This is a genomic window from Aurantimicrobium minutum (assembly GCF_002355535.1).
GTDB classification, from domain to species: domain Bacteria; phylum Actinomycetota; class Actinomycetes; order Actinomycetales; family Microbacteriaceae; genus Aurantimicrobium; species Aurantimicrobium minutum.
Genome location: NZ_AP017457.1, coordinates 730688 through 748992, shown reverse-complemented (window position 1 = coordinate 748992; position 18305 = coordinate 730688). Strand labels below are relative to the sequence as shown.

The following is an 18305-nucleotide window of genomic DNA, read 5'->3' as shown; positions in this document are numbered from 1 at the left end:
CCGCATCAACATCCCGAAGGGAAGCTCATGAAGCTGCACAAAGTCCGCGTATATAAGAGCGAAGAAACTCTTGAGCGTAAAGACCAACTTGCCTGGAAAATCGCGGAGGTAGCTTCTGATCCAATAGAAGTAACCGCAGAGGTGACTGACATGGTCATCAACCGCATTATCGATAACGCCTCAGTTGCTGTTGCTTCCCTTACCCGGAAGCCTGTTGTTTCTGCACGTTCACAAGCACTCGCACATCCCGTTTCCACCGGCGGCAATGGCGCCAACCTGTTTGGAGAGCCACAGGATGTGCGTGTATCTCCCGAGTGGGCTGCCTGGGCTAACGGTGTTGCTGTGCGTGAACTCGACTATCACGACACCTTCCTGGCAGCTGAATACTCGCACCCGGGTGACAACATTCCGCCCATTCTGGCTGTCGCCCAGCATGTCGGCGTCTCAGGCGCAGACCTTGTTCGCGGTATTGCAACCGGTTACGAAATCCAGGTCGACCTCGTGAAGGCTATCTGCTTGCACAAGCACAAGATTGACCACGTAGCTCACCTCGGCCCTTCTGCTGCCGCCGGTATCGGAACAATGCTGAAGCTTCCTACTGAAACCATCTATCAAGCCATCGGTCAAGCACTGCACACCACTACGGCTACTCGTCAGTCACGTAAGGGCGAAATCTCCTCGTGGAAGGCGCACGCTCCCGCATTTGCCGGGAAGATGGCTGTTGAGGCAGTCGACCGCGCGATGCGCGGCGAGACCAGCCCCACACCTATCTATGAAGGTGAAGACGGTGTCATTGCGTGGATGCTTGATGGTCCCACCGCTGCTTATGAAGTGCCACTTCCTGAAAAGGGCGAGGCCAAGCGCGGCATCCTTGACACGTACACCAAGGAGCACTCGGCTGAATACCAAGCACAGGCGCTGATTGACCTTGCCCGCAAGATTCACAACGAACACCCTGAAGTGACCAATCCTGAAAACGTGAAGTCTGTGGTGATTCACACCTCACACCACACCCACTACGTCATCGGTTCAGGTGCTAACGACCCCCAGAAGTATGACCCCACTGCCAGCCGTGAGACGTTGGATCACTCGATTCCTTATATCTTCACTGTTGCGCTGCAGGATGGTTCATGGCACCACGTGGACAGCTACGCTCCCGCTCGGGCATCTCGAGCAGACACCGTCGCACTGTGGAACAAGACCACCACACTCGAGGATGCTGAGTGGACTCGTCGCTACCACTCTGAAGACCCTGCTGTGAAGGCATTCGGTGGTCGCGTGGAAATCACCCTCAACGATGGAACTGTCATCGTGGATGAACTCGCAGTTGCAGATGCGCACCCTCTCGGTGCACGTCCCTTTGCTCGTGAGCAATACATCAACAAGTTCCGCATCCTCGCTGACGGTGTCATTGACGATGCAGAAGTTGAGCGCTTCTTGGCTCTGGTTCAGCGTCTGCCAGAACTCACCGCTGAAGAGATTGGCGGTTTGACCGTCACCGCCAAGCCAGGCGTTCTGTCCACAGTGCCTCTGCCCAAGGGCCTGTTCTAATGCTGTATGCCAAGACAACTCCAGCAGAAAAGCGTCGCCTTTTCCGTGAGCGTTTAGCCACCGGTGAACTGCTGCAGTTCCCTGGTGCGTTTAACCCGCTCTCGGCCAAACTCATTCAGAGCAAGGGTTTTGACGGTGTCTACATCTCTGGTGCTGTCTTGGCGGCGGACCTGGGTTTGCCTGACATTGGGTTGACCACGTTGAGCGAAGTTGCTGGTCGTGGTGAACAAATTGCTCGCATGACAGATCTTCCTGCACTCATCGATGCCGACACCGGTTTTGGTGAACCCTTGAACCTTGCTCGCACCGTGCAGACCCTCGAGGACGCTGGTGTTGCTGGTCTTCACATTGAAGATCAGCACAACCCCAAGCGGTGTGGACACCTCGACGGCAAGAACGTTGTCGACGACAACACTGCCATCAAGCGCATCAAGGCAGCGGTAGATGCACGCCGAGATGAGAACCTTCTCATCATGGCTCGTACCGATATTCGCGCTGTTGAAGGTCTCGATGCAGCTATTGACCGTGCCAAGATGCTCGTCGACGCTGGCGCTGATGCCATCTTCCCCGAGGCGATGAAAGATCTCAGTGAGTTTGAGGCCATGCGTGCTGCTCTCGATGTCCCGGTGTTGGCGAACATGACCGAGTTCGGCAAGAGCGAGCTCTTTACCAAGCAGCAGTTGTCAGACATCGGCATCAATATTGTGATTTACCCGGTCTCACTATTGCGTCTGGCCATGGGTTCTGCTGTTCGAGGACTTGATTCTCTTAACGAAACAGGTTCCTTCCAGGCATCTGTGCCCGAGATGCAGACTCGTGCAGATCTCTACGAAACCCTTGATTACGAGGATTACAACCACTTTGATTCAGGCATTTTCAACTTTGACCTGAGCACACACACCAAGCACTAACTCGAACGACACGTTCGTCTCTACCTGTGAGGATAAGCAATGACGGAACAACCACAGATTTTTAAGGGCTTAGCTGGCGTTGTGGTCGATGCCACTGCAATTTCTAAAGTTAACCCCGAGACCAACTCACTGCTCTACCGCGGATACCCGGTGCAAGAACTTGCCGCCAGCAAGAGCTTCGAAGAGGTAGCTTGGCTTCTCTGGCACGGAGAGCTTCCCACAGCATCGGAGCTGGCAGGTTTTCAGAAGTCGGAGCGCGCACAGCGGGCACTGGATGCCCACGTCAAGCGCGTCATTGATGAGCTTCCGCTTACCGCACACCCTATGGATGTTGTGCGCACCGCTGTCAGTGTCATTGGTGCGTCTGATCCCACCACCGATGACTCATCGCCTGAGGGAAACCTTGCCAAGAGCATCACACTCTTTGCCAAGCTTCCCGCAATCGTCTCCTATGACCAGCGCCGCCGCCGTGGCGAGGGTGTTATTGAACCCCGTGAGGACCTGGACTACTCAGCAAACTTTCTCTGGATGAGTTTTGGTGAGATTCCAGATGACGTGGTCGTTGACGCGTTCCGGGTTTCTCTGATTTTGTATGCGGAGCACTCCTTCAACGCGTCGACCTTCACCGCTCGCGTGATCACCTCTACCCTGTCTGACCTGTACTCAGCAGTAACCGGCGCTATTGGTGCACTCAAAGGACCTCTTCACGGTGGTGCCAATGAAGCTGTGCTGCACATCTTCAACGAAATCGGGTTTGGACCCAACGCGCATGAGCGTGCTGAAGCATGGCTCGAGCAGGCATTGGCTGAAAAGCGCAAAATCATGGGCTTTGGTCACCGTGTCTATAAAAAGGGCGACTCCCGTGTGCCCACTATGCGCAAGTCCATGGTTGAGCTCATTGAGTACTACAACCGCCCCGATGTTCTTGACCTCTATGAAGGCCTTGAAGCGGCAATGACTGAGCGTAAGGGAATTCTGCCCAACCTGGATTACCCTTCAGGTCCGGCGTATCACTTAATGGGCTTTGACACCCTCACCTTCACCCCAATTTTCGTGGCAGCACGAATCACTGGCTGGACTGCTCACATCATGGAACAGCTCCAAGCCAACGCACTCATCCGCCCGTTGTCGGCCTACAACGGTGTGGATGAGCGTCACCTCTGAACACATAGGGGATATGAGTAAAGCCTTGCGGGATCGTCTCTCCCGCAAGGCTTTGTTCTTGGTTTCCTTCCGATAACCTTGAATCATGAGCACCTCAGAAAACATCACTCAGTCAGACGGCGAACTCGTCTCTGCGCTGTCCGTCGTTGAGGACCAACCGCTCGAAAACCGTGCAGAAGGCTATGCAAAGCTCTACGACGACCTCCGAGCACAGCTCGAAGGTGGCGACATCCCTTCTCGTGACTAGTCAACGCCTCGATGCCGCCCTCGCAGCCAGATCTCTGGCTCGCTCGCGCAGTCATGCCGCCACATTGATCACGGAAGGCTTCGTTCGAGTTGGCGGCAAGGTCATCAACAAACCTTCATTCAAAGTTGAAGACAATGACGACATCAGCGTGGACGGCGCCGATCACTATGTTTCTCGTGCTGCGCACAAGCTGATTGCTGGTCTTGACGGTTTTGGCATCGATGTCTCTGGCCGTGCTGCCTTTGATGTGGGAGCAAGTACTGGTGGTTTTACACAAGTGTTGCTCGAGCGCGGTGCGCAACCTGTCGTTGCTCTTGACGTTGGCCACAGTCAGCTCTCTCCTCGCATTAGATCTGATGAACGTGTCTTAGTTGTTGAGGGTGTGAACGCGAAAGGTCTTGATCGAGACAAGCTCTCGGCCTTGGTCAAGCAGGATTTTGTGGCAGACGTGGTTGTTGCGGACGTGTCCTTTATTTCGCTAACTCACATCATGACTGCGCTCAAAGCCTGCGCAACCGAGACCGCTGACTATATTCTGCTCGTCAAACCACAGTTTGAAGTTGGCCGCACCGGAGTCAAAGAAGGCATCGTGACCAACCCCGCCCTGCGCGAAGACGCAGTCATGGCGGTGTTGTGGTCTGCCTTTGATCACGGCCTGGGAGTGTGTGGAATCTTGTCCTCCCCAATCCTGGGTGGGGCAGGTAATCAAGAGTTTGTTCTCTGGCTCCGTGCAGACAGTGGGTCTAATCCATCAGAATGGACTCAACAAGTTCACAAACTGGCAGGAGCATAGGTATGAGCGCACACGATCGCTATATCCTCGTTGTCTCCCATGCCACCCAGCAGGCCACCTTGGAAGCTGCGGTTGAGGTTTGTCAGCAGATACAGTCGCAGGGAGCTGTTCCAGTAATTCGCGAACTAGAACTTTCTGCGGTTCTGGAACTTGCTCCTGAGCTCACCTCGCTCAAAGTCTTAGAAAAAAATGTTCCTGTCACTGAGATTGAGTGCGCCATTGTTGTCGGGGGAGATGGAACCATTCTTCGCGCAGCAGAGTTATTGCGGGGAACAAGTATTCCTATGTTGGGGGTGAACACGGGACACGTAGGATTCCTTGCTGAAACAGAACGAGACACTATTACCGAGACCGTTTCTCGCGTGTTAGCTAAAGACTTTGCGGTGGAGGAACGCTCAACACTTTCTGTTCGCGTCAAAGTAGGCAACGAAGTTGTTTTTGAAACATGGGCGCTGAATGAGGCCACGGTTGAAAAGGCGAGCAGGGAACGCATGCTCGAAGTGGTTATCGAGGTGGATCGTCGGCCTCTGTCTTCCTTTGGCTGTGATGGGGTCGTGATGAGCACACCGACAGGATCTACAGCCTATTCCTTCTCGGCAGGAGGCCCAATTGTGTGGCCGACCGTTGACGCGATGATTTTGGTACCTCTCTCAGCCCATGCGCTTTTTGCACGGCCGCTAGTTGTCGGTCCAGAATCTGTCCTCGCTGTTGAAATTCTTGAACGCCGCAGTGGTCATGGTGTGCTGTGGTGTGATGGTCGCAGAACACGTAATCTTCCTCCCGGAGCACGCGTAGTGGTCAAGAAGTCAGCTGTGCCTGTGTTGCTTGCCCGACTGCACCACGAAACGTTTACCGATCGACTCGTTGAGAAGTTTGATCTACCTGTCACCGGCTGGCGAGGTCCTGGCGCGTGATTGAAGAAATTCGAATCAGAGATCTTGGCGTTATCTCTGAAGCAATACTTCCATTAGGTCCCGGGTTCACTGCCATCACGGGTGAAACAGGTGCAGGAAAGACCATGGTTGTTACAGCTCTGGGGCTGCTGCGGGGAGAACGATCGGATTCCACAGCTGTGCGTACTGGATCCGATACAGCTTGGGTTGAAGGGCGCTGGATTATTGAGCCCACCGAAGCCATTACCGAAACAGTGACAGATGCTGGCGGTCTCATTGAAGGTGACGAACTTCTTTTGGGTAGATCTGTTTCTGTAGAGGGACGATCACGTGCAGTAGTTGGCGGGCGAAGCACTCCAGTTGCCGTCCTGGGAGAACTAGGTGAGCTACTCGTTGCTGTTCACGGCCAATCTGATCAGGTGCGTTTGCGCTCCGCATCAGCACAACGTGAGGCACTAGATCGTTTTGCTGGACCACATTTTGCTGAAGTCTTGGGTGAGTACGCTCATGCTTTCCGCCGCTGGAAAGCTAATGCTGCCGAGCTTGCTGACCTGATTGCTGCTCGTGACGCTCGCGAAAAAGAGGCAGAAGAATTACGTCTGTCCATCTCCGACATTGAAGCAGTAGCTCCACAGCCGGGTGAAGATGAGCAGCTCACCGCACTCGCACAGCGCCTAATGCATACCGAAGATTTGCGATTGGCAACAGCTCAAGCTCGGGCAGCGCTGTCATCGGATGAGTCAGACGAGCTTGATGCACTTGCCCGTGTTGATCTTGCCAAGAGGGCACTTGAGAAGGTGGCAGAGGTTGATCCAACGCTGACATCCTTACTCGAAAATCTCACCCAGTTGTCCTTCCAACTCCATGATGTTGCCGGGGCGCTCTCGTCCCATTTGGCCAATCTTGAGGGGGAAGGTGAACAGAATCTCGACACTATTCAGGAACGCCGCGCAGAACTGAACACCCTAATGCGCAAATACGGTCCCACTCTCGATGACGTTCTCGCACTGGTGAATTCCGGTAGTGCCCGGCTGCTTGAACTTGATGGTGATAGTGAGCGCATTACTGAGCTTGCTGAGGAGGTTAATGCAGATCACGCACTAGTTATTCGTGGTGCGGAAGCATTGCATACACTCCGCGAAGAAGCGGCACAGAGACTCTCTGCTGCGGTCACAGAAGAACTTGCTGCACTGGCAATGCCTGATGCTCAATTGTTTGTGAAAGTCACTCAGGGTGAAGAACCAGCTGTGCACGGTGTAGACACCGTTGAGCTGCTGCTTCGACCCCACCCAGGTTCTGAGCCTCGGCCAATATCCAAGAGCGCTTCTGGTGGTGAACTTTCACGCATCATGCTTGCTCTCGAGGTGGTGATTGCCGGACAAGACTCTGTTCCCACCTATGTTTTCGACGAAGTCGATTCTGGTGTTGGTGGGGCATCTGCGATAGAGATTGGTCGACGCCTTGCCCGCTTGGCAGAAAAGTCACAAGTTATCGTGGTGACTCACCTTGCTCAAGTAGCCGCCTTTGCGACCAACCATTTGCGTGTGGTCAAGGACACCTCCGGGGAAGTCACCGCAAGCAGCGTGCACAAACTCACCGGATCCGAACGCGAGGCAGAGATGGCTCGATTGCTTTCTGGGCTGCCAGATTCAGAAAATGCTTTGGCTCACGCCCGCGAGTTGATTGAGCTGGCCTCCTCCCGCTGATAGGCTCTAATTCCGTGGTGAATACTTCGGGATCTAACGTAACCAAGCACATTTTTGTCACCGGGGGCGTTGTCTCGTCACTCGGGAAAGGCCTGACGGCAGCTAGCCTCGGCAATCTTCTCACCGCTCGCGGTCTGCGGGTCGTCATGCAAAAGCTTGATCCCTATCTCAACGTTGATCCTGGAACGATGAACCCGTTCCAGCATGGTGAAGTCTTTGTCACCGATGACGGAGCAGAGACAGATCTCGACATCGGTCACTACGAACGTTTCCTTGACATCAACCTGTCTCAGGCAGCTAACGTCACCACCGGTCAGATTTACTCTCAAGTCATTGCCAAAGAACGTCGCGGTGAATACTTGGGAGACACTGTTCAGGTCATTCCTCACATCACGGACGAAATCAAGCGCCGTATGCGCTTGCAGGCAGAGGACATTCCTCAACCGGATGTCATCATCACCGAAATCGGTGGAACTGTCGGTGACATCGAATCACAACCCTTCATTGAGTCTGCTCGTCAGGTTCGTCACGAACTAGGTCGCAAGAACGTGTTCTTTGTACACGTCTCTCTCGTTCCCTTCATGGGTGCTTCGGGTGAGCAGAAGACCAAGCCAACCCAGCACTCTGTTGCTGCGCTGCGCTCCATCGGTATTCAGCCAGATGCTCTCGTGCTGCGATCTGATCGCCCCGTCACGGAGAGCAACAAGCGCAAGATTGCGCTCATGTGTGACGTCGACGAGGACGCGGTTGTTAACGCCATTGACGTTCCTTCCATCTATGACATTCCCACCATGCTCAACAGCCAAGGCCTTGATGCCTACATCGTGGAGCAACTGGGATTGGAGTGCGGCGAAGTCGACTGGTCTCACTGGACTCCATTGCTGGAAGCAGTGCATGATCCTGCACACGAGGTCACCATTGGCCTGGTCGGTAAGTACATTGACCTGCCAGATGCTTATCTCTCCGTTTCGGAAGCACTTCGTGCCGGTGGCTTTGCTCACCGCACCAAAGTGAACCTGCGCTGGATTCCCTCCGACGATTGTGAAACTCCCGAGGGTGCAGCAGAGAATCTGTCCGACCTCGATGGCATCTGTGTTCCTGGTGGTTTTGGTATTCGTGGAATTGAAGGCAAGCTCGGTGCGCTGAAGTTCGCTCGCGAGAACGGCATTCCTACCCTGGGTCTGTGCCTCGGTCTGCAGTGCATGGTTATTGAATACGCCCGCAACATGGCAGGTTTGACAGACGCATCCTCTTCCGAGTTTGACCCTGAGACCAAGACTCCAGTGATTGCCACCATGGCTGAACAGGTGGACATCCTCAACGATGGTGACCTGGGTGGAACCATGCGTCTGGGCCTCTACAAGGCAGCTCTTGCCAAGGATTCTTTGGCAGCACAGGTCTACGGTTCTGAGCTCATTGAAGAGCGTCACCGTCACCGTTACGAAGTGAACAACACCTACCGTCAGCAGATTGCTGACGCAGGCCTTTCCTTCTCGGGTACTTCACCGGATGGACAACTGGTCGAGTTCGTGGAATTGCCCACCAGCGTTCACCCCTACTACATCGCGACCCAGGCTCACCCTGAACTACGTTCACGCCCCAACAACGCTCACCCCTTGTTCTCTGGGCTCGTTGAGGCGTCACTTGAACGTCAGAAGGCAACGCGCCTGTTTGATATCGAACAGGTCTAATCCTTCTCATGTCCAATTCATCGCAGGAAGAATTTCGCGATCTTCCTGTTGACGTGTCGATTACCGAACGTGACACGGTGTTTACCGGTCGCGTGTGGAATGTGGAGCACGAACGCTTCGAATACAACGATCACGTCATTGCCCGAGACTTTGTCGACCACACCGGCGCTGTTGCAGTATTGGCCTTAGACGACAATGACCGTCTACTGGCAATTCAGCAGTACCGTCACCCCATTCGCATGCGAGAATGGGAGATTCCGGCAGGACTGTTGGACATTCGTGGTGAAAGTGCACTGCTTGCTGCGCAACGTGAATTAGCAGAAGAAGTAGATTTACAGGCAGATTCTTGGGCAGTACTCACTGACTATTGGACGTCACCAGGTGGATCCAATGAATTTGTGCGTATCTACTTGGCCAGAGACCTACATAACACACCTGTTCCTTTTGAGCGCAGTGAAGAAGAAGCAGATATGGAATTGCGCTGGGTGAGCCTGGATGAAGCCCACGATGCGGTTTTGGAAGGTCGAGTATCCAACTCCATCTTCCAAATCGCCATCTTGCAAGCACATGCCTGCCGAGCTCGAGGCTGGGACACCCTGCAACCGGGGGATGCCCCCTTCGTGATGCGGGAGCGCCGTGACCGACTCGGCAGTGGCGCACCCTGGCAGGGGTAGCAGTGAATCTGCAGCAAGCCAGAGATAACTATCTGCGCTATGTCCAAATAGAACGCGGGCTTTCCGTCAACACTGTTGCGGCCTATACCCGAGATATTGATGCCTACCTGCTGTGGCTCATCGAACGCGACATCACTGAAGCGCAACAGATTACGTTGCAACTAGTCAGTGAATACGTTCAATGGCTAGCAACGAGGACAGAAAGCCCGTTGACGGCCTCAAGCCAGTCCAGAACTCTCAGCTCAATTAAAGGCTTGCACAAGTTCTTGGTCGAAGAAGGGCTCCTCGAACACAACGTCACGGCAGACCTCAATCCGCCCAAGCTTCCCAAGCGCTTGCCGAAAGCCATCAGTGTTGAACAAATGTCTGCACTGTTGGCCGCTACTGATGGCGAGGAAGAGATTCGCGTTCGCGATAAAGCACTCCTGGAGCTGCTGTATGCCACCGGTGCACGTATTTCTGAAGCAGTAAACCTCAATGTCGACGATGTCACTATGAACGAGGGAATGATTCGTTTACGCGGTAAGGGTGGCAAACAGCGGATTGTTCCAGTTGGTTCCTATGCACAAGCAGCATTAGATGCCTATTTAGTGCGAGTGCGACCCGTATTCTCGATCAAGGGAAAGTCCACTCCGGCACTTTTTCTCGGTCCTCGAGGTGCGCGTGTAAGCCGGCAGATGGCCTGGCTCATCATTCGTGAAGCAGGGGAGCGTGCTCAACTAGACATTGAACTCTCACCACACACCTTCAGGCACTCATTTGCAACTCATTTACTCGCCGGCGGGGCAGACGTTCGAGTAGTTCAAGAACTACTCGGTCATGCTTCTGTCTCCACTACCCAGATTTACACTCTGGTAACCGCAGATACGTTGCGTGAGACCTACATCACGGCACATCCACGAGCACGCTGAACAAGCTCATCTTCGGCCTAATATCTCGTTAGACTAAACAGCACGAGACAACGTGAGAGTGCTCACCGTGTTTCGTGATTTTTGCTCAATCTCACAGTGGGGACACTCGAGTGGTTACGTACAAGAACGGCGTGAAGGTCGGCCCAACTGGACGTCCCTTGAAAGACTTCCCCGTTCCGGCACCACTCACATCTCACGGTCCTGCTCGCATCATCTCAATGTCGAACCAAAAAGGTGGGGTTGGTAAGACCACCACGAGCATCAATTTAGCTGCTGCGCTCGCCGAATACGGCCGTAAAGTGCTGGCAGTGGATTTCGACCCTCAGGGTGCACTTTCTGCTGGATTAGCCATACAAACCCACGACGTTCCCACCATCTACGACCTCATGCGTGGATCGGTCAAGGACACGAAGTCGGCAATTCAACACTCGAAGGTTCCTAACCTTGATGTGATTCCTGCCAACATTGATCTTTCTGCTGCAGAAGTCCACCTCATCAACGAGGTTGCCCGCGAGCAGATTCTTGCCGGTGTGCTTCGTCAAGTGAAGAACGACTATGACGTTATCTTCATTGACTGCCAACCTTCACTGGGCCTTCTCACGGTTAATGCGCTCACCGCAGCACACGGCGTCATCATTCCTTTGGCCACCGAGTTCTTCGCCTTGCGTGGTGTTGCATTGCTGATTGAGACAATTGACAAGGTCAAAGAGCGCCTCAACCCTGCTATTGAACTCGATGCAATTATTCCGACCATGTATGACCCTCGCACTTTGCACTCGCAAGAGGTCATGGAGCGCGTGGTGGAAACCTTCGGTGACAAAGTCACCGACACCGTTATTGGCCGTACCGTGAAGTTCCCTGATGCCTCCGTTGCTGGGGTTCCCATTACTGAGTTTGCGCCTGACCATGCCTCGGCTAAGGCTTACCGTCAGCTTGCTCGTGAATTGATCGAACGCGGTGTCGTCGCTTAGCGAGCCCACCACTGACGCTGTTGACACTCCTGTTGAGGGTGCCGACGGCGGTTTTCGTGTTGCTGTAGGGGAGTTTGAGGGTCCGTTTGACCTGTTGTTGAACCTCATTTCTAAGCACGAACTTGATATCACTGAAATTTCTCTCAGTGTCGTCACAGATGAGTTCATCCAGTACCTCAACACCCTCGATCTGGAGAAAGAACTCGACGCCGCAACAGAATTCCTCGTTATTGCCGCGACGTTGCTTGATCTCAAAGTTGCTGGGTTGCTTCCTCAAGGCGAAGTTGTTGACGCTGAAGATGCGGCACTGTTTGAAGCTCGTGATCTGCTGTTTGCTCGACTACTGCAATACCGCGCATTCAAAGATGTCGCACAGTGGTTCTCAGAACGGTTGGATACTGAATCAACCCGTCATGTGCGCACCGTTCGTCTTGAAGATCGCTTCCGCAAGCAGGTTCCTGAACTGATTTGGAACACGAGTAAGGAAGATTTCGCGGCGTTGGCCATGTTGGCCATGGCGCCGCGGGAGATTCCCGTGGTCGGTCTTGATCACCTGCATGCCCCACTGGTCAGTATCCGCGAACAGGCTGCCACCGTCGTGACCAAACTTCGCTCAGGCAAACCGATGACGTTCCGTGAACTGGTTGCAGATGCTGTCGTTGCCGGTGTGATCGTGGCGAGGTTTCTTGCGGTGCTGGAGCTCTACCGCCACGCAGCTATTTCTTTTGCCCAGGATGAACCCTTGGGTGATCTCACCATTGAGTGGACCGCCACCAACTGGTCCGATGACAACCTCGCCAACTTGGGGGCAGACTATGACCGATAACGCAGAAACCACCGCCGAGGTCACCGTAGATGATGTAGTGGATGCAACTGTGGCAGAACATGCCCCTGTTGATGTTGAGCGCGCCATTGAAGCCATCTTGATGGTTGCAGACGAACCACAATCGGTCGTTTCCATTGCCTCTGCCATGAGTGTTCCAGTAAAAGCCGTGAAGCAAGCTATTGAGAACCTCGTGAACGACTACAACGGCATCAACGGAACTATTGAACGCGGTTTTGAACTGCGCGAAGTTGGCGGTGGATGGCGCATATATGTTCGCGAAACATACGATCACGTTGTAGCGGACTTCGTTCTTACCCAAAACCCCACCAAGCTCTCCCAGGCGGCACTTGAGACGTTGGCTGTGATTGCCTACAAACAACCCATTAGCCGTGGACAAATCGCACAGATTCGTGCGGTCAACGTGGATTCTGTCGTGCGTACACTGCTCAGCCGTGGACTCATCACTGAGGTCTCCAGTGATGCAGAGACCGGGGCCATCCTCTATGGCACCAGCGACCTGTTGTTGCAGCAGCTGGGAATCAACTCTTTAGATGAACTCCCGCTCATTTCTCCACTGCTGCCAGATGGCCAGGAAGGCTTCGATGTCGACGCTTCGTAGTGGTGATCCTTTACCCGAAGGGTTCAAAAACGCTGACCGTCCACCCATAGAAGACTGGAATGCTGAAGCAGCACCCCAAGGGGTGAGAATTCAGAAGGTCATGGCGGCAGCAGGGGTAGCCTCACGCAGGGTTGCCGAAAACATGATTGCCCAAGGCCGTGTAGCCGTCAACGGCAAACTCGTGACCGAACCCGGTTTACGTGTTGACCCCGAAGTGGATGAAGTGACCGTGGATGGCATTCCCGTCCAAGTAGACACCTCCAAGCGTTACCTCATCTTGAACAAGCCCGTCGGTGTCGTCAGCTCCATGGCAGACGACCGAGGAAGACCAGACCTCTCAGATTTCACCAAGCACTACGAAGAACGCCTGTTCTATGTCGGGCGCTTAGACCAAGACACCAGCGGTCTACTCATTCTCACCAATGACGGAGATCTCGCTCACGTACTCGCTCACCCCTCTTTCGGAGTGCAAAAGACGTATATCGCTAAGGTGCGAGGAAAAGTCACACCACAAACACTCTCCAAGCTCACAACAGGGTTTGAACTCAGCGATGGTTTCATCCAAGCCGATAAGGCACGATTACTCTCCGTTTCGAATAATGGAGACACCTCACTTGTAGAAATCACGCTGCACTCTGGTCGTAACCGAATTGTTCGTCGCATGCTCAAAGAAGTAGGCCACCCCGTACTCGAGTTGGTGCGACGTGCATTTGGCCCCCTGCACCTGGGCACGCTGCCGGTAGGACAGATGAGAGACCTCACTAAAGTTGAATTAGGGGCAGTGCTTGCGCTTTCGCGCTCCAATACGGAAGAACTGCCCGAATACACCGAAATCGACAACGACGATCTGAGCGAAGGAGAAGACAACTAATGTCGGATACCAACGCCGTGCGTCTCAATGCACAAGTCCGTATCGTCGGAACTGGCCTTCTTGGAGCCAGTATCGGTCTTGCATTGCGCTCGCTAGGGATTGATGTCGCGCTCGCCGATGCCTCGCCCAGTTCAGTGCACCTCGCCACAGACCTTGGTGCTGGACGCCCAGCTCACGCAGACGATAAACCCAACATCATCGTGGTGTGTGTTCCCCCTGACGTCACGGCCGATGTCATTGAGGCAGAACTTAAGGCATTCCCTAAAGCTGTTGTCACCGATGTGGCCAGCGTGAAGTTGGCACCACTGCACCAGCTTCAGGCCAGGGGAGTGGACATCACCCACTACGTGGGTGGACACCCACTTGCCGGCCGAGAACGCGGCGGAGCCATTTCTGCCCGCGGAGATCTCTTTTTAGGTCGCCCCTGGGTAGTCTGCCGCGATGAGGACACTCCTGCGTGGGCTCTCGCCCTTGTTGAAGACCTTGTTCTGGACTTAGGTGCTGTGCCCATCGAAATGACCCCAGAGGCTCATGATGAGGCTGTGGGTTTGGTTTCTCATGTTCCTCAGATTGTCTCCAGCCTGATGGCGAAACAACTTGAAGGTGCTTCAGATGAAGCAGTTCGGTTAGCTGGCCAGGGTGTGCGTGATGTGACACGCATCGCTGCCAGCTCACCTGAGCTGTGGATTCAAATTTTGGGAGCAAATAAGGACTCCATTGTCGGAGTGCTCGAAAACTTGCAAAAAGATCTTCAGAGCGTCACTGAGGCTCTGAAGGATGTTAATGCACCCGGAGCGCGCAAGATCATTGCCGAAGAAATGGCTGCCGGTAATGCCGGAGTCGCACGGCTTCCCGGTAAGCACGGACTAAACCGTCGCTATGCCCAGATTGTTGTTCTCATTGATGACCGTCCAGGTCAACTTGCACAGTTGCTCACAGAACTGGGGGAGCTCAACATCAACTTGGAAGATCTCCGTCTTGAGCATGCCGAAGGTGCACAAATGGGTATGGTCGAATTTTCTGTCGTTCCCGAGGTGAGGGAGACCCTCATTGCAGAACTGACCAAACGTGACTGGAGAGTGGCCTAATGAGCACACCTATTGTTGTGGCAATAGATGGTCCTGCCGGTAGTGGTAAATCCTCTGTTTCGAAAGCAGCGGCGCGCACACTGGGCTTTGCTTATCTCGACACCGGTGCGGCCTATCGTGCTGTGGCATGGCATGTCCTCAACGAAACAGTCGATCCAGCGGATGAAGCTGCAGTGATTGAATCCTTGAACGACTTCGGTTACGTCATCAGCACAAACCCTGATGAATACTTCGTTCGCGTCAATGAAGAAGACATCACAGAAGCTATACGAGAGCCCCGCATCACAGATGTGGTGAGCAAAGTGGCCAAGATTCCTGTGGTGCGCCAATACTTGGGCGACCTCTTCCGCCACATCATGGCCACCACCGACAAGCCCGGAATTATTGCCGAAGGTCGCGACATCACCACAGTTGTTGCCCCGGATGCACCTGTACGAATCCTGCTGACAGCCAGCGAAGAAGCTAGAATGGCAAGGCGCTCTGCGGAACTTCCGCAGCAATCGCAAGATCAAACGGCGTCTGCACTGCGTGCCAGAGATGCAGCCGACTCGCGAGTATCTGACTTCATGACCGCCGCTGGTGGCGTTGTGACCGTTGATTCAACTGACTTCTCTTATGAGCAGACGATTGATGCGGTCGTTGAAGTTATTCGCTCGCGCACGGCGTAGGCGCAGGCGAAGGAGAAAACTATGGCTGAGAACCTCACCACCGGTGACGAGGATGTGTTCGACGAAGAAAACGAACTTGAGCAGCTTTCCGAGCGCCTAGAAGATCTCGACGAAGAACTTGCCATTGCCCGGGCAGCTTCGCTGCGCGCTGGCTTGGATGACTATGACCTCGACGAGGAAGACTTTGAGTTGCTTGATGCAGCAACCGAAGACCCAGACCAGATTACCTATCTACCTGCACTTCCTGTGTTGGCAGTGGTGGGACGTCCGAACGTGGGAAAGTCTGCCTTAGTTAACAGAATCATTGGTCGCCGTGAAGCGGTTGTTGAAGATACCCCAGGCGTGACACGTGACCGTGTCTCCTACAAAGCCGAATGGATGGATCGCCAGTTCACTCTGGTGGATACCGGCGGCTGGGAACCAGATGCCAAGGGCATCAACGCGTCAGTAGCTGCACAGGCAGAAGTCGCCATTGACCTCTCAGATGCAGTCTTGTTTGTTGTTGATGGAAATGTTGGTGCAACTGCCACCGACGAGCATGTTGTGAAGCTCCTACGTAAAACCAAGAAGCCCGTCTACTTACTTGCCAACAAGGTCGATGATGCTCGTCAAGAACCCAACATTGCTAACCTGTGGTCGCTCGGCCTGGGCGAGCCACACCCTGTTTCCGCACTCCACGGACGCGGTGTTGCTGACCTTCTCGATCTGGTCATCCCCAAGCTCCCCGAAGTTTCTGCCGTTGCTAAGCAAGAAGTTGGCGGTCCACGTCGCGTTGCCATTCTGGGGCGTCCCAACGTGGGTAAGTCTTCTTTGCTGAACAAGGCGGCTGGTGAAGAGCGCGTGGTCGTCAACGACCTCGCGGGAACCACACGTGATCCCGTTGATGAGCAGGTAGAGATTGCCGGCAAGGTGTGGCGTTTCGTTGACACCGCCGGTATTCGCCGCCGTGTTCACCTTCAGCAGGGTGCTGACTTCTATGCAACTCTGCGCACGAGTGCTGCATTGGAAAAGGCAGAAGTTGCCGTCGTCATGATTGACGTTACCGAGCCCATCTCTGAGCAGGATGTTCGCATCATTGACTTGGTCCTTGAGTCAGGTCGGGCACTTGTTCTCGCTTTCAACAAGTGGGACATGCTCGACGATGATCGTCGCCGCTATCTTGAGCGTGAAATCGAACAAGATCTGGCACACGTTGCCTGGGCACCTCGTGTCAACATCTCTGCACGTACTGGTCGCCACATGGAGAAGCTGGTTCCAGCTCTCGAGCGTGCGCTCGAGTCTTGGGATACCCGTATCCCTACCGGTAAGTTCAACGCCTTCTTGGCAGAGCTCACCGCGGCACATCCCCACCCCCTCCGTGGTGGAAAGCAGCCACGCATTCTTTTTGGAACGCAGTCCTCGACTCGTCCACCTACCTTCGTACTCTTCACTACCGGCTTCTTGGACCCCGGCTATCGTCGTTACATCCAACGTCGCTTGCGTGAAATTTATGGCTTTGAAGGTTCTCCCATCAACATCAACATGCGTGTGCGTGAGAAGCGGAAGCGATAGCCTTCACACATGGGCAAAATCCCGCCACACCTCCCACCGCCGCATTTACGCGACCCTGGTGATGCGTGGGCGGTGGGACCAGACGGCACCAAGTATTGGGGCGCATTTGGAGCAGCAGGACTGCTGGTCTTCCATTCGGAAGCAGGGGTCCTGTTACAACATCGGGCAGAGTGGTCTCACCACGGCGGAACGTGGGGAATCCCTGGTGGTGCAATACGTCAGGGTGAAGAAGCCGTTGCAGGAGCTTTGCGCGAAGCAGATGAAGAAGCGGGGGTTCCTGCAGACAAAGTTGTTGTCGTCTTCACCCACGTTAAAGATCTAGGTTTCTGGAGCTACACGACCGTTGTCGTTGAAGCCTCAGAAGTCTTTGAACCGGTAATGGGGGATTCCGAAAGTGAAGCTCTTGCGTGGGTGGGGTTCGACCTCGTCGACTCCTTTGATCTTCACCCAGGATTTGCCGCTTCGTGGCCTACGCTTCGCGAACGCATTGACGCTCATCTAGGAAGCTAAAGTACCTGTATGGCTAGTTCTCGCGGTTTTGACCGTCTCGTCAACTTTTCAGACGCAGTTGTGGCTATCGCGATCACTATTTTGGTGTTGCCGCTGGTAGACGAAGCTAGCAACTTGGGCACAGAAAGCATCAATGCGTTCCTGGAGTCCGTTGCATCACAGTTCTATGTATTCTTGTTCAGTTTTGCTGTCATTGCCTACTACTGGTTCTTGCACCACAGCTTCTTTGACCAACTTCAGCAAGTAGATATGCCCATCATGATGCTCAACATGATTTGGCTGTTGGGTATTGTCTTTATTCCCTTTCCAACCGTTCTTATCGTGGATGCGAAAGGGCCCTCAGGCTGGGCAAACATCATTTATCTCGCCACCATGATGGTTTTGGCTTTGACGCAACTTTTCATGAAGCTTCACGTCATAAAGAAACCAGAACTTCTTGCCTCTGATTCAACAAGACTCAAGGGATTAATCGGTTCTGAAGTTGTCTCGGTGCTGTTGGCTATCTCAATCGTGATTGCTCTAACTTTTCCCAAGATTGGGCTCTATGCACTTTTACTGTTGTGGCTGACCCCATTCATTGCCAGCTACATCTCAAAGCGCAAATATGGGGAAACGGGAAGGGAAAAATCTTTCCGTAAGAACCGATAAGATTATCAAGTT

19 protein-coding genes are annotated in these 18305 nt (G+C 53.9%); all 19 read left to right on the top strand.

Translation table 11 applies throughout. From position 1 onward, the window contains the following. Positions 1 to 27 precede the first annotated feature (27 nt). The 19 genes from AUMI_RS03650 (at position 28) to AUMI_RS03565 (ending at position 18293) form a co-directional block, all read left to right on the top strand. Positions 28 to 1551, top strand: coding sequence for an MmgE/PrpD family protein (locus AUMI_RS03650; RefSeq protein ID WP_096381433.1), 1524 nt, complete (start codon positions 28 to 30; stop codon positions 1549 to 1551). Beyond that, positions 1551 to 2462 (top strand): methylisocitrate lyase, encoded by a 912-nt coding sequence (prpB, locus tag AUMI_RS03645; protein WP_096381431.1) that lies wholly within the window; start codon positions 1551 to 1553, stop codon positions 2460 to 2462. The genes AUMI_RS03650 and prpB overlap by 1 nt, the downstream gene beginning before the upstream one ends. Before the next feature lie 39 nt (positions 2463 to 2501). Next, the gene (locus AUMI_RS03640; RefSeq protein WP_096381429.1) at positions 2502 to 3626 is read left to right on the top strand and encodes a bifunctional 2-methylcitrate synthase/citrate synthase; all 1125 of its coding nucleotides are present in this window, start codon (positions 2502 to 2504) and stop codon (positions 3624 to 3626) included. An 85-nt stretch (positions 3627 to 3711) separates the two neighbouring features. Next, entirely contained in the window at positions 3712 to 3873 is a 162-nt protein-coding gene (locus AUMI_RS08145; RefSeq protein WP_172418246.1) for a hypothetical protein, read from the top strand. After that, positions 3866 to 4666: a TlyA family RNA methyltransferase gene (locus AUMI_RS03635; protein ID WP_231951831.1), complete on the top strand. Its 801-nt coding sequence runs from the start codon at positions 3866 to 3868 to the stop codon at positions 4664 to 4666. Before AUMI_RS08145 ends, AUMI_RS03635 begins: the two co-directional genes overlap by 8 nt. Positions 4667 to 4668: 2 nt before the next feature. Beyond that, positions 4669 to 5580: an NAD kinase gene (locus tag AUMI_RS03630; protein ID WP_096381424.1), complete on the top strand. Its 912-nt coding sequence runs from the start codon at positions 4669 to 4671 to the stop codon at positions 5578 to 5580. Then, on the top strand, positions 5577 to 7265 hold the full coding sequence (recN, locus tag AUMI_RS03625; RefSeq protein WP_096381421.1) for a DNA repair protein RecN: 1689 nt from the start codon (positions 5577 to 5579) through the stop codon (positions 7263 to 7265). Before AUMI_RS03630 ends, recN begins: the two co-directional genes overlap by 4 nt. 14 nt (positions 7266 to 7279) lie before the next feature. Beyond that, positions 7280 to 8956, top strand: coding sequence for a CTP synthase (locus AUMI_RS03620; protein ID WP_172418245.1), 1677 nt, complete (start codon positions 7280 to 7282; stop codon positions 8954 to 8956). Positions 8957 to 8964: 8 nt separating this feature from the next. Next, positions 8965 to 9630 carry an NUDIX domain-containing protein gene (locus tag AUMI_RS03615; RefSeq protein ID WP_096381417.1) on the top strand — a complete coding sequence of 222 codons (666 nt, stop codon included), beginning with the start codon at positions 8965 to 8967 and terminating at the stop codon, positions 9628 to 9630. Between the two features lie 2 nt (positions 9631 to 9632). Continuing rightward, positions 9633 to 10541 (top strand): site-specific tyrosine recombinase XerD, encoded by a 909-nt coding sequence (gene xerD / locus AUMI_RS03610; RefSeq protein ID WP_096381414.1) that lies wholly within the window; start codon positions 9633 to 9635, stop codon positions 10539 to 10541. Between the two features lie 110 nt (positions 10542 to 10651). Further along, complete coding sequence (locus AUMI_RS03605; RefSeq protein WP_231951828.1) at positions 10652 to 11512, top strand: ParA family protein; 861 nt, start codon at positions 10652 to 10654, stop codon at positions 11510 to 11512. Then, positions 11499 to 12338: a segregation and condensation protein A gene (locus AUMI_RS03600; RefSeq protein WP_096381411.1), complete on the top strand. Its 840-nt coding sequence runs from the start codon at positions 11499 to 11501 to the stop codon at positions 12336 to 12338. Before AUMI_RS03605 ends, AUMI_RS03600 begins: the two co-directional genes overlap by 14 nt. Then, the gene (scpB, locus tag AUMI_RS03595) at positions 12328 to 12957 is read left to right on the top strand and encodes an SMC-Scp complex subunit ScpB (RefSeq protein WP_096381409.1); all 630 of its coding nucleotides are present in this window, start codon (positions 12328 to 12330) and stop codon (positions 12955 to 12957) included. Before AUMI_RS03600 ends, scpB begins: the two co-directional genes overlap by 11 nt. A 100-nt stretch (positions 12958 to 13057) precedes the next feature. Further along, on the top strand, positions 13058 to 13828 hold the full coding sequence (locus AUMI_RS03590; RefSeq protein ID WP_231951869.1) for a pseudouridine synthase: 771 nt from the start codon (positions 13058 to 13060) through the stop codon (positions 13826 to 13828). After that, positions 13828 to 14916: a prephenate dehydrogenase gene (locus tag AUMI_RS03585; protein WP_096381403.1), complete on the top strand. Its 1089-nt coding sequence runs from the start codon at positions 13828 to 13830 to the stop codon at positions 14914 to 14916. Before AUMI_RS03590 ends, AUMI_RS03585 begins: the two co-directional genes overlap by 1 nt. Further along, positions 14916 to 15584: a (d)CMP kinase gene (cmk, locus tag AUMI_RS03580; protein WP_096381401.1), complete on the top strand. Its 669-nt coding sequence runs from the start codon at positions 14916 to 14918 to the stop codon at positions 15582 to 15584. The genes AUMI_RS03585 and cmk overlap by 1 nt, the downstream gene beginning before the upstream one ends. Positions 15585 to 15605: 21 nt before the next feature. Beyond that, on the top strand, positions 15606 to 17135 hold the full coding sequence (gene der / locus AUMI_RS03575) for a ribosome biogenesis GTPase Der (RefSeq protein WP_096381398.1): 1530 nt from the start codon (positions 15606 to 15608) through the stop codon (positions 17133 to 17135). A gap of 9 nt (positions 17136 to 17144) precedes the next feature. Then, positions 17145 to 17645, top strand: coding sequence for an NUDIX domain-containing protein (locus AUMI_RS03570; RefSeq protein ID WP_096381396.1), 501 nt, complete (start codon positions 17145 to 17147; stop codon positions 17643 to 17645). Positions 17646 to 17654: 9 nt separating this feature from the next. Further along, positions 17655 to 18293 carry a TMEM175 family protein gene (locus tag AUMI_RS03565; protein ID WP_096381393.1) on the top strand — a complete coding sequence of 213 codons (639 nt, stop codon included), beginning with the start codon at positions 17655 to 17657 and terminating at the stop codon, positions 18291 to 18293. Positions 18294 to 18305: the final 12 nt, after the last annotated feature.

Bases quoted from the DNA above. Each gene is read 5' to 3' on its own strand.
- scpB (WP_096381409.1), top strand. From the start codon at position 12,328: ATGACCGATAACGCAGAAACCACCGCCGAGGTCACCGTAGATGATGTA.
- AUMI_RS03650 (WP_096381433.1), top strand. From the start codon at position 28: ATGAAGCTGCACAAAGTCCGCGTATATAAGAGCGAAGAAACTCTTGAG.
- AUMI_RS03630 (WP_096381424.1), top strand. From the start codon at position 4,669: ATGAGCGCACACGATCGCTATATCCTCGTTGTCTCCCATGCCACCCAG.
- der (WP_096381398.1), top strand. From the start codon at position 15,606: ATGGCTGAGAACCTCACCACCGGTGACGAGGATGTGTTCGACGAAGAA.
- prpB (WP_096381431.1), top strand. From the start codon at position 1,551: ATGCTGTATGCCAAGACAACTCCAGCAGAAAAGCGTCGCCTTTTCCGT.
- AUMI_RS03590 (WP_231951869.1), top strand. From the start codon at position 13,058: ATGGCGGCAGCAGGGGTAGCCTCACGCAGGGTTGCCGAAAACATGATT.
- cmk (WP_096381401.1), top strand. From the start codon at position 14,916: ATGAGCACACCTATTGTTGTGGCAATAGATGGTCCTGCCGGTAGTGGT.
- AUMI_RS03615 (WP_096381417.1), top strand. From the start codon at position 8,965: ATGTCCAATTCATCGCAGGAAGAATTTCGCGATCTTCCTGTTGACGTG.
- AUMI_RS03570 (WP_096381396.1), top strand. From the start codon at position 17,145: ATGGGCAAAATCCCGCCACACCTCCCACCGCCGCATTTACGCGACCCT.
- AUMI_RS08145 (WP_172418246.1), top strand. From the start codon at position 3,712: ATGAGCACCTCAGAAAACATCACTCAGTCAGACGGCGAACTCGTCTCT.
- AUMI_RS03640 (WP_096381429.1), top strand. From the start codon at position 2,502: ATGACGGAACAACCACAGATTTTTAAGGGCTTAGCTGGCGTTGTGGTC.
- AUMI_RS03585 (WP_096381403.1), top strand. From the start codon at position 13,828: ATGTCGGATACCAACGCCGTGCGTCTCAATGCACAAGTCCGTATCGTC.
- AUMI_RS03565 (WP_096381393.1), top strand. From the start codon at position 17,655: ATGGCTAGTTCTCGCGGTTTTGACCGTCTCGTCAACTTTTCAGACGCA.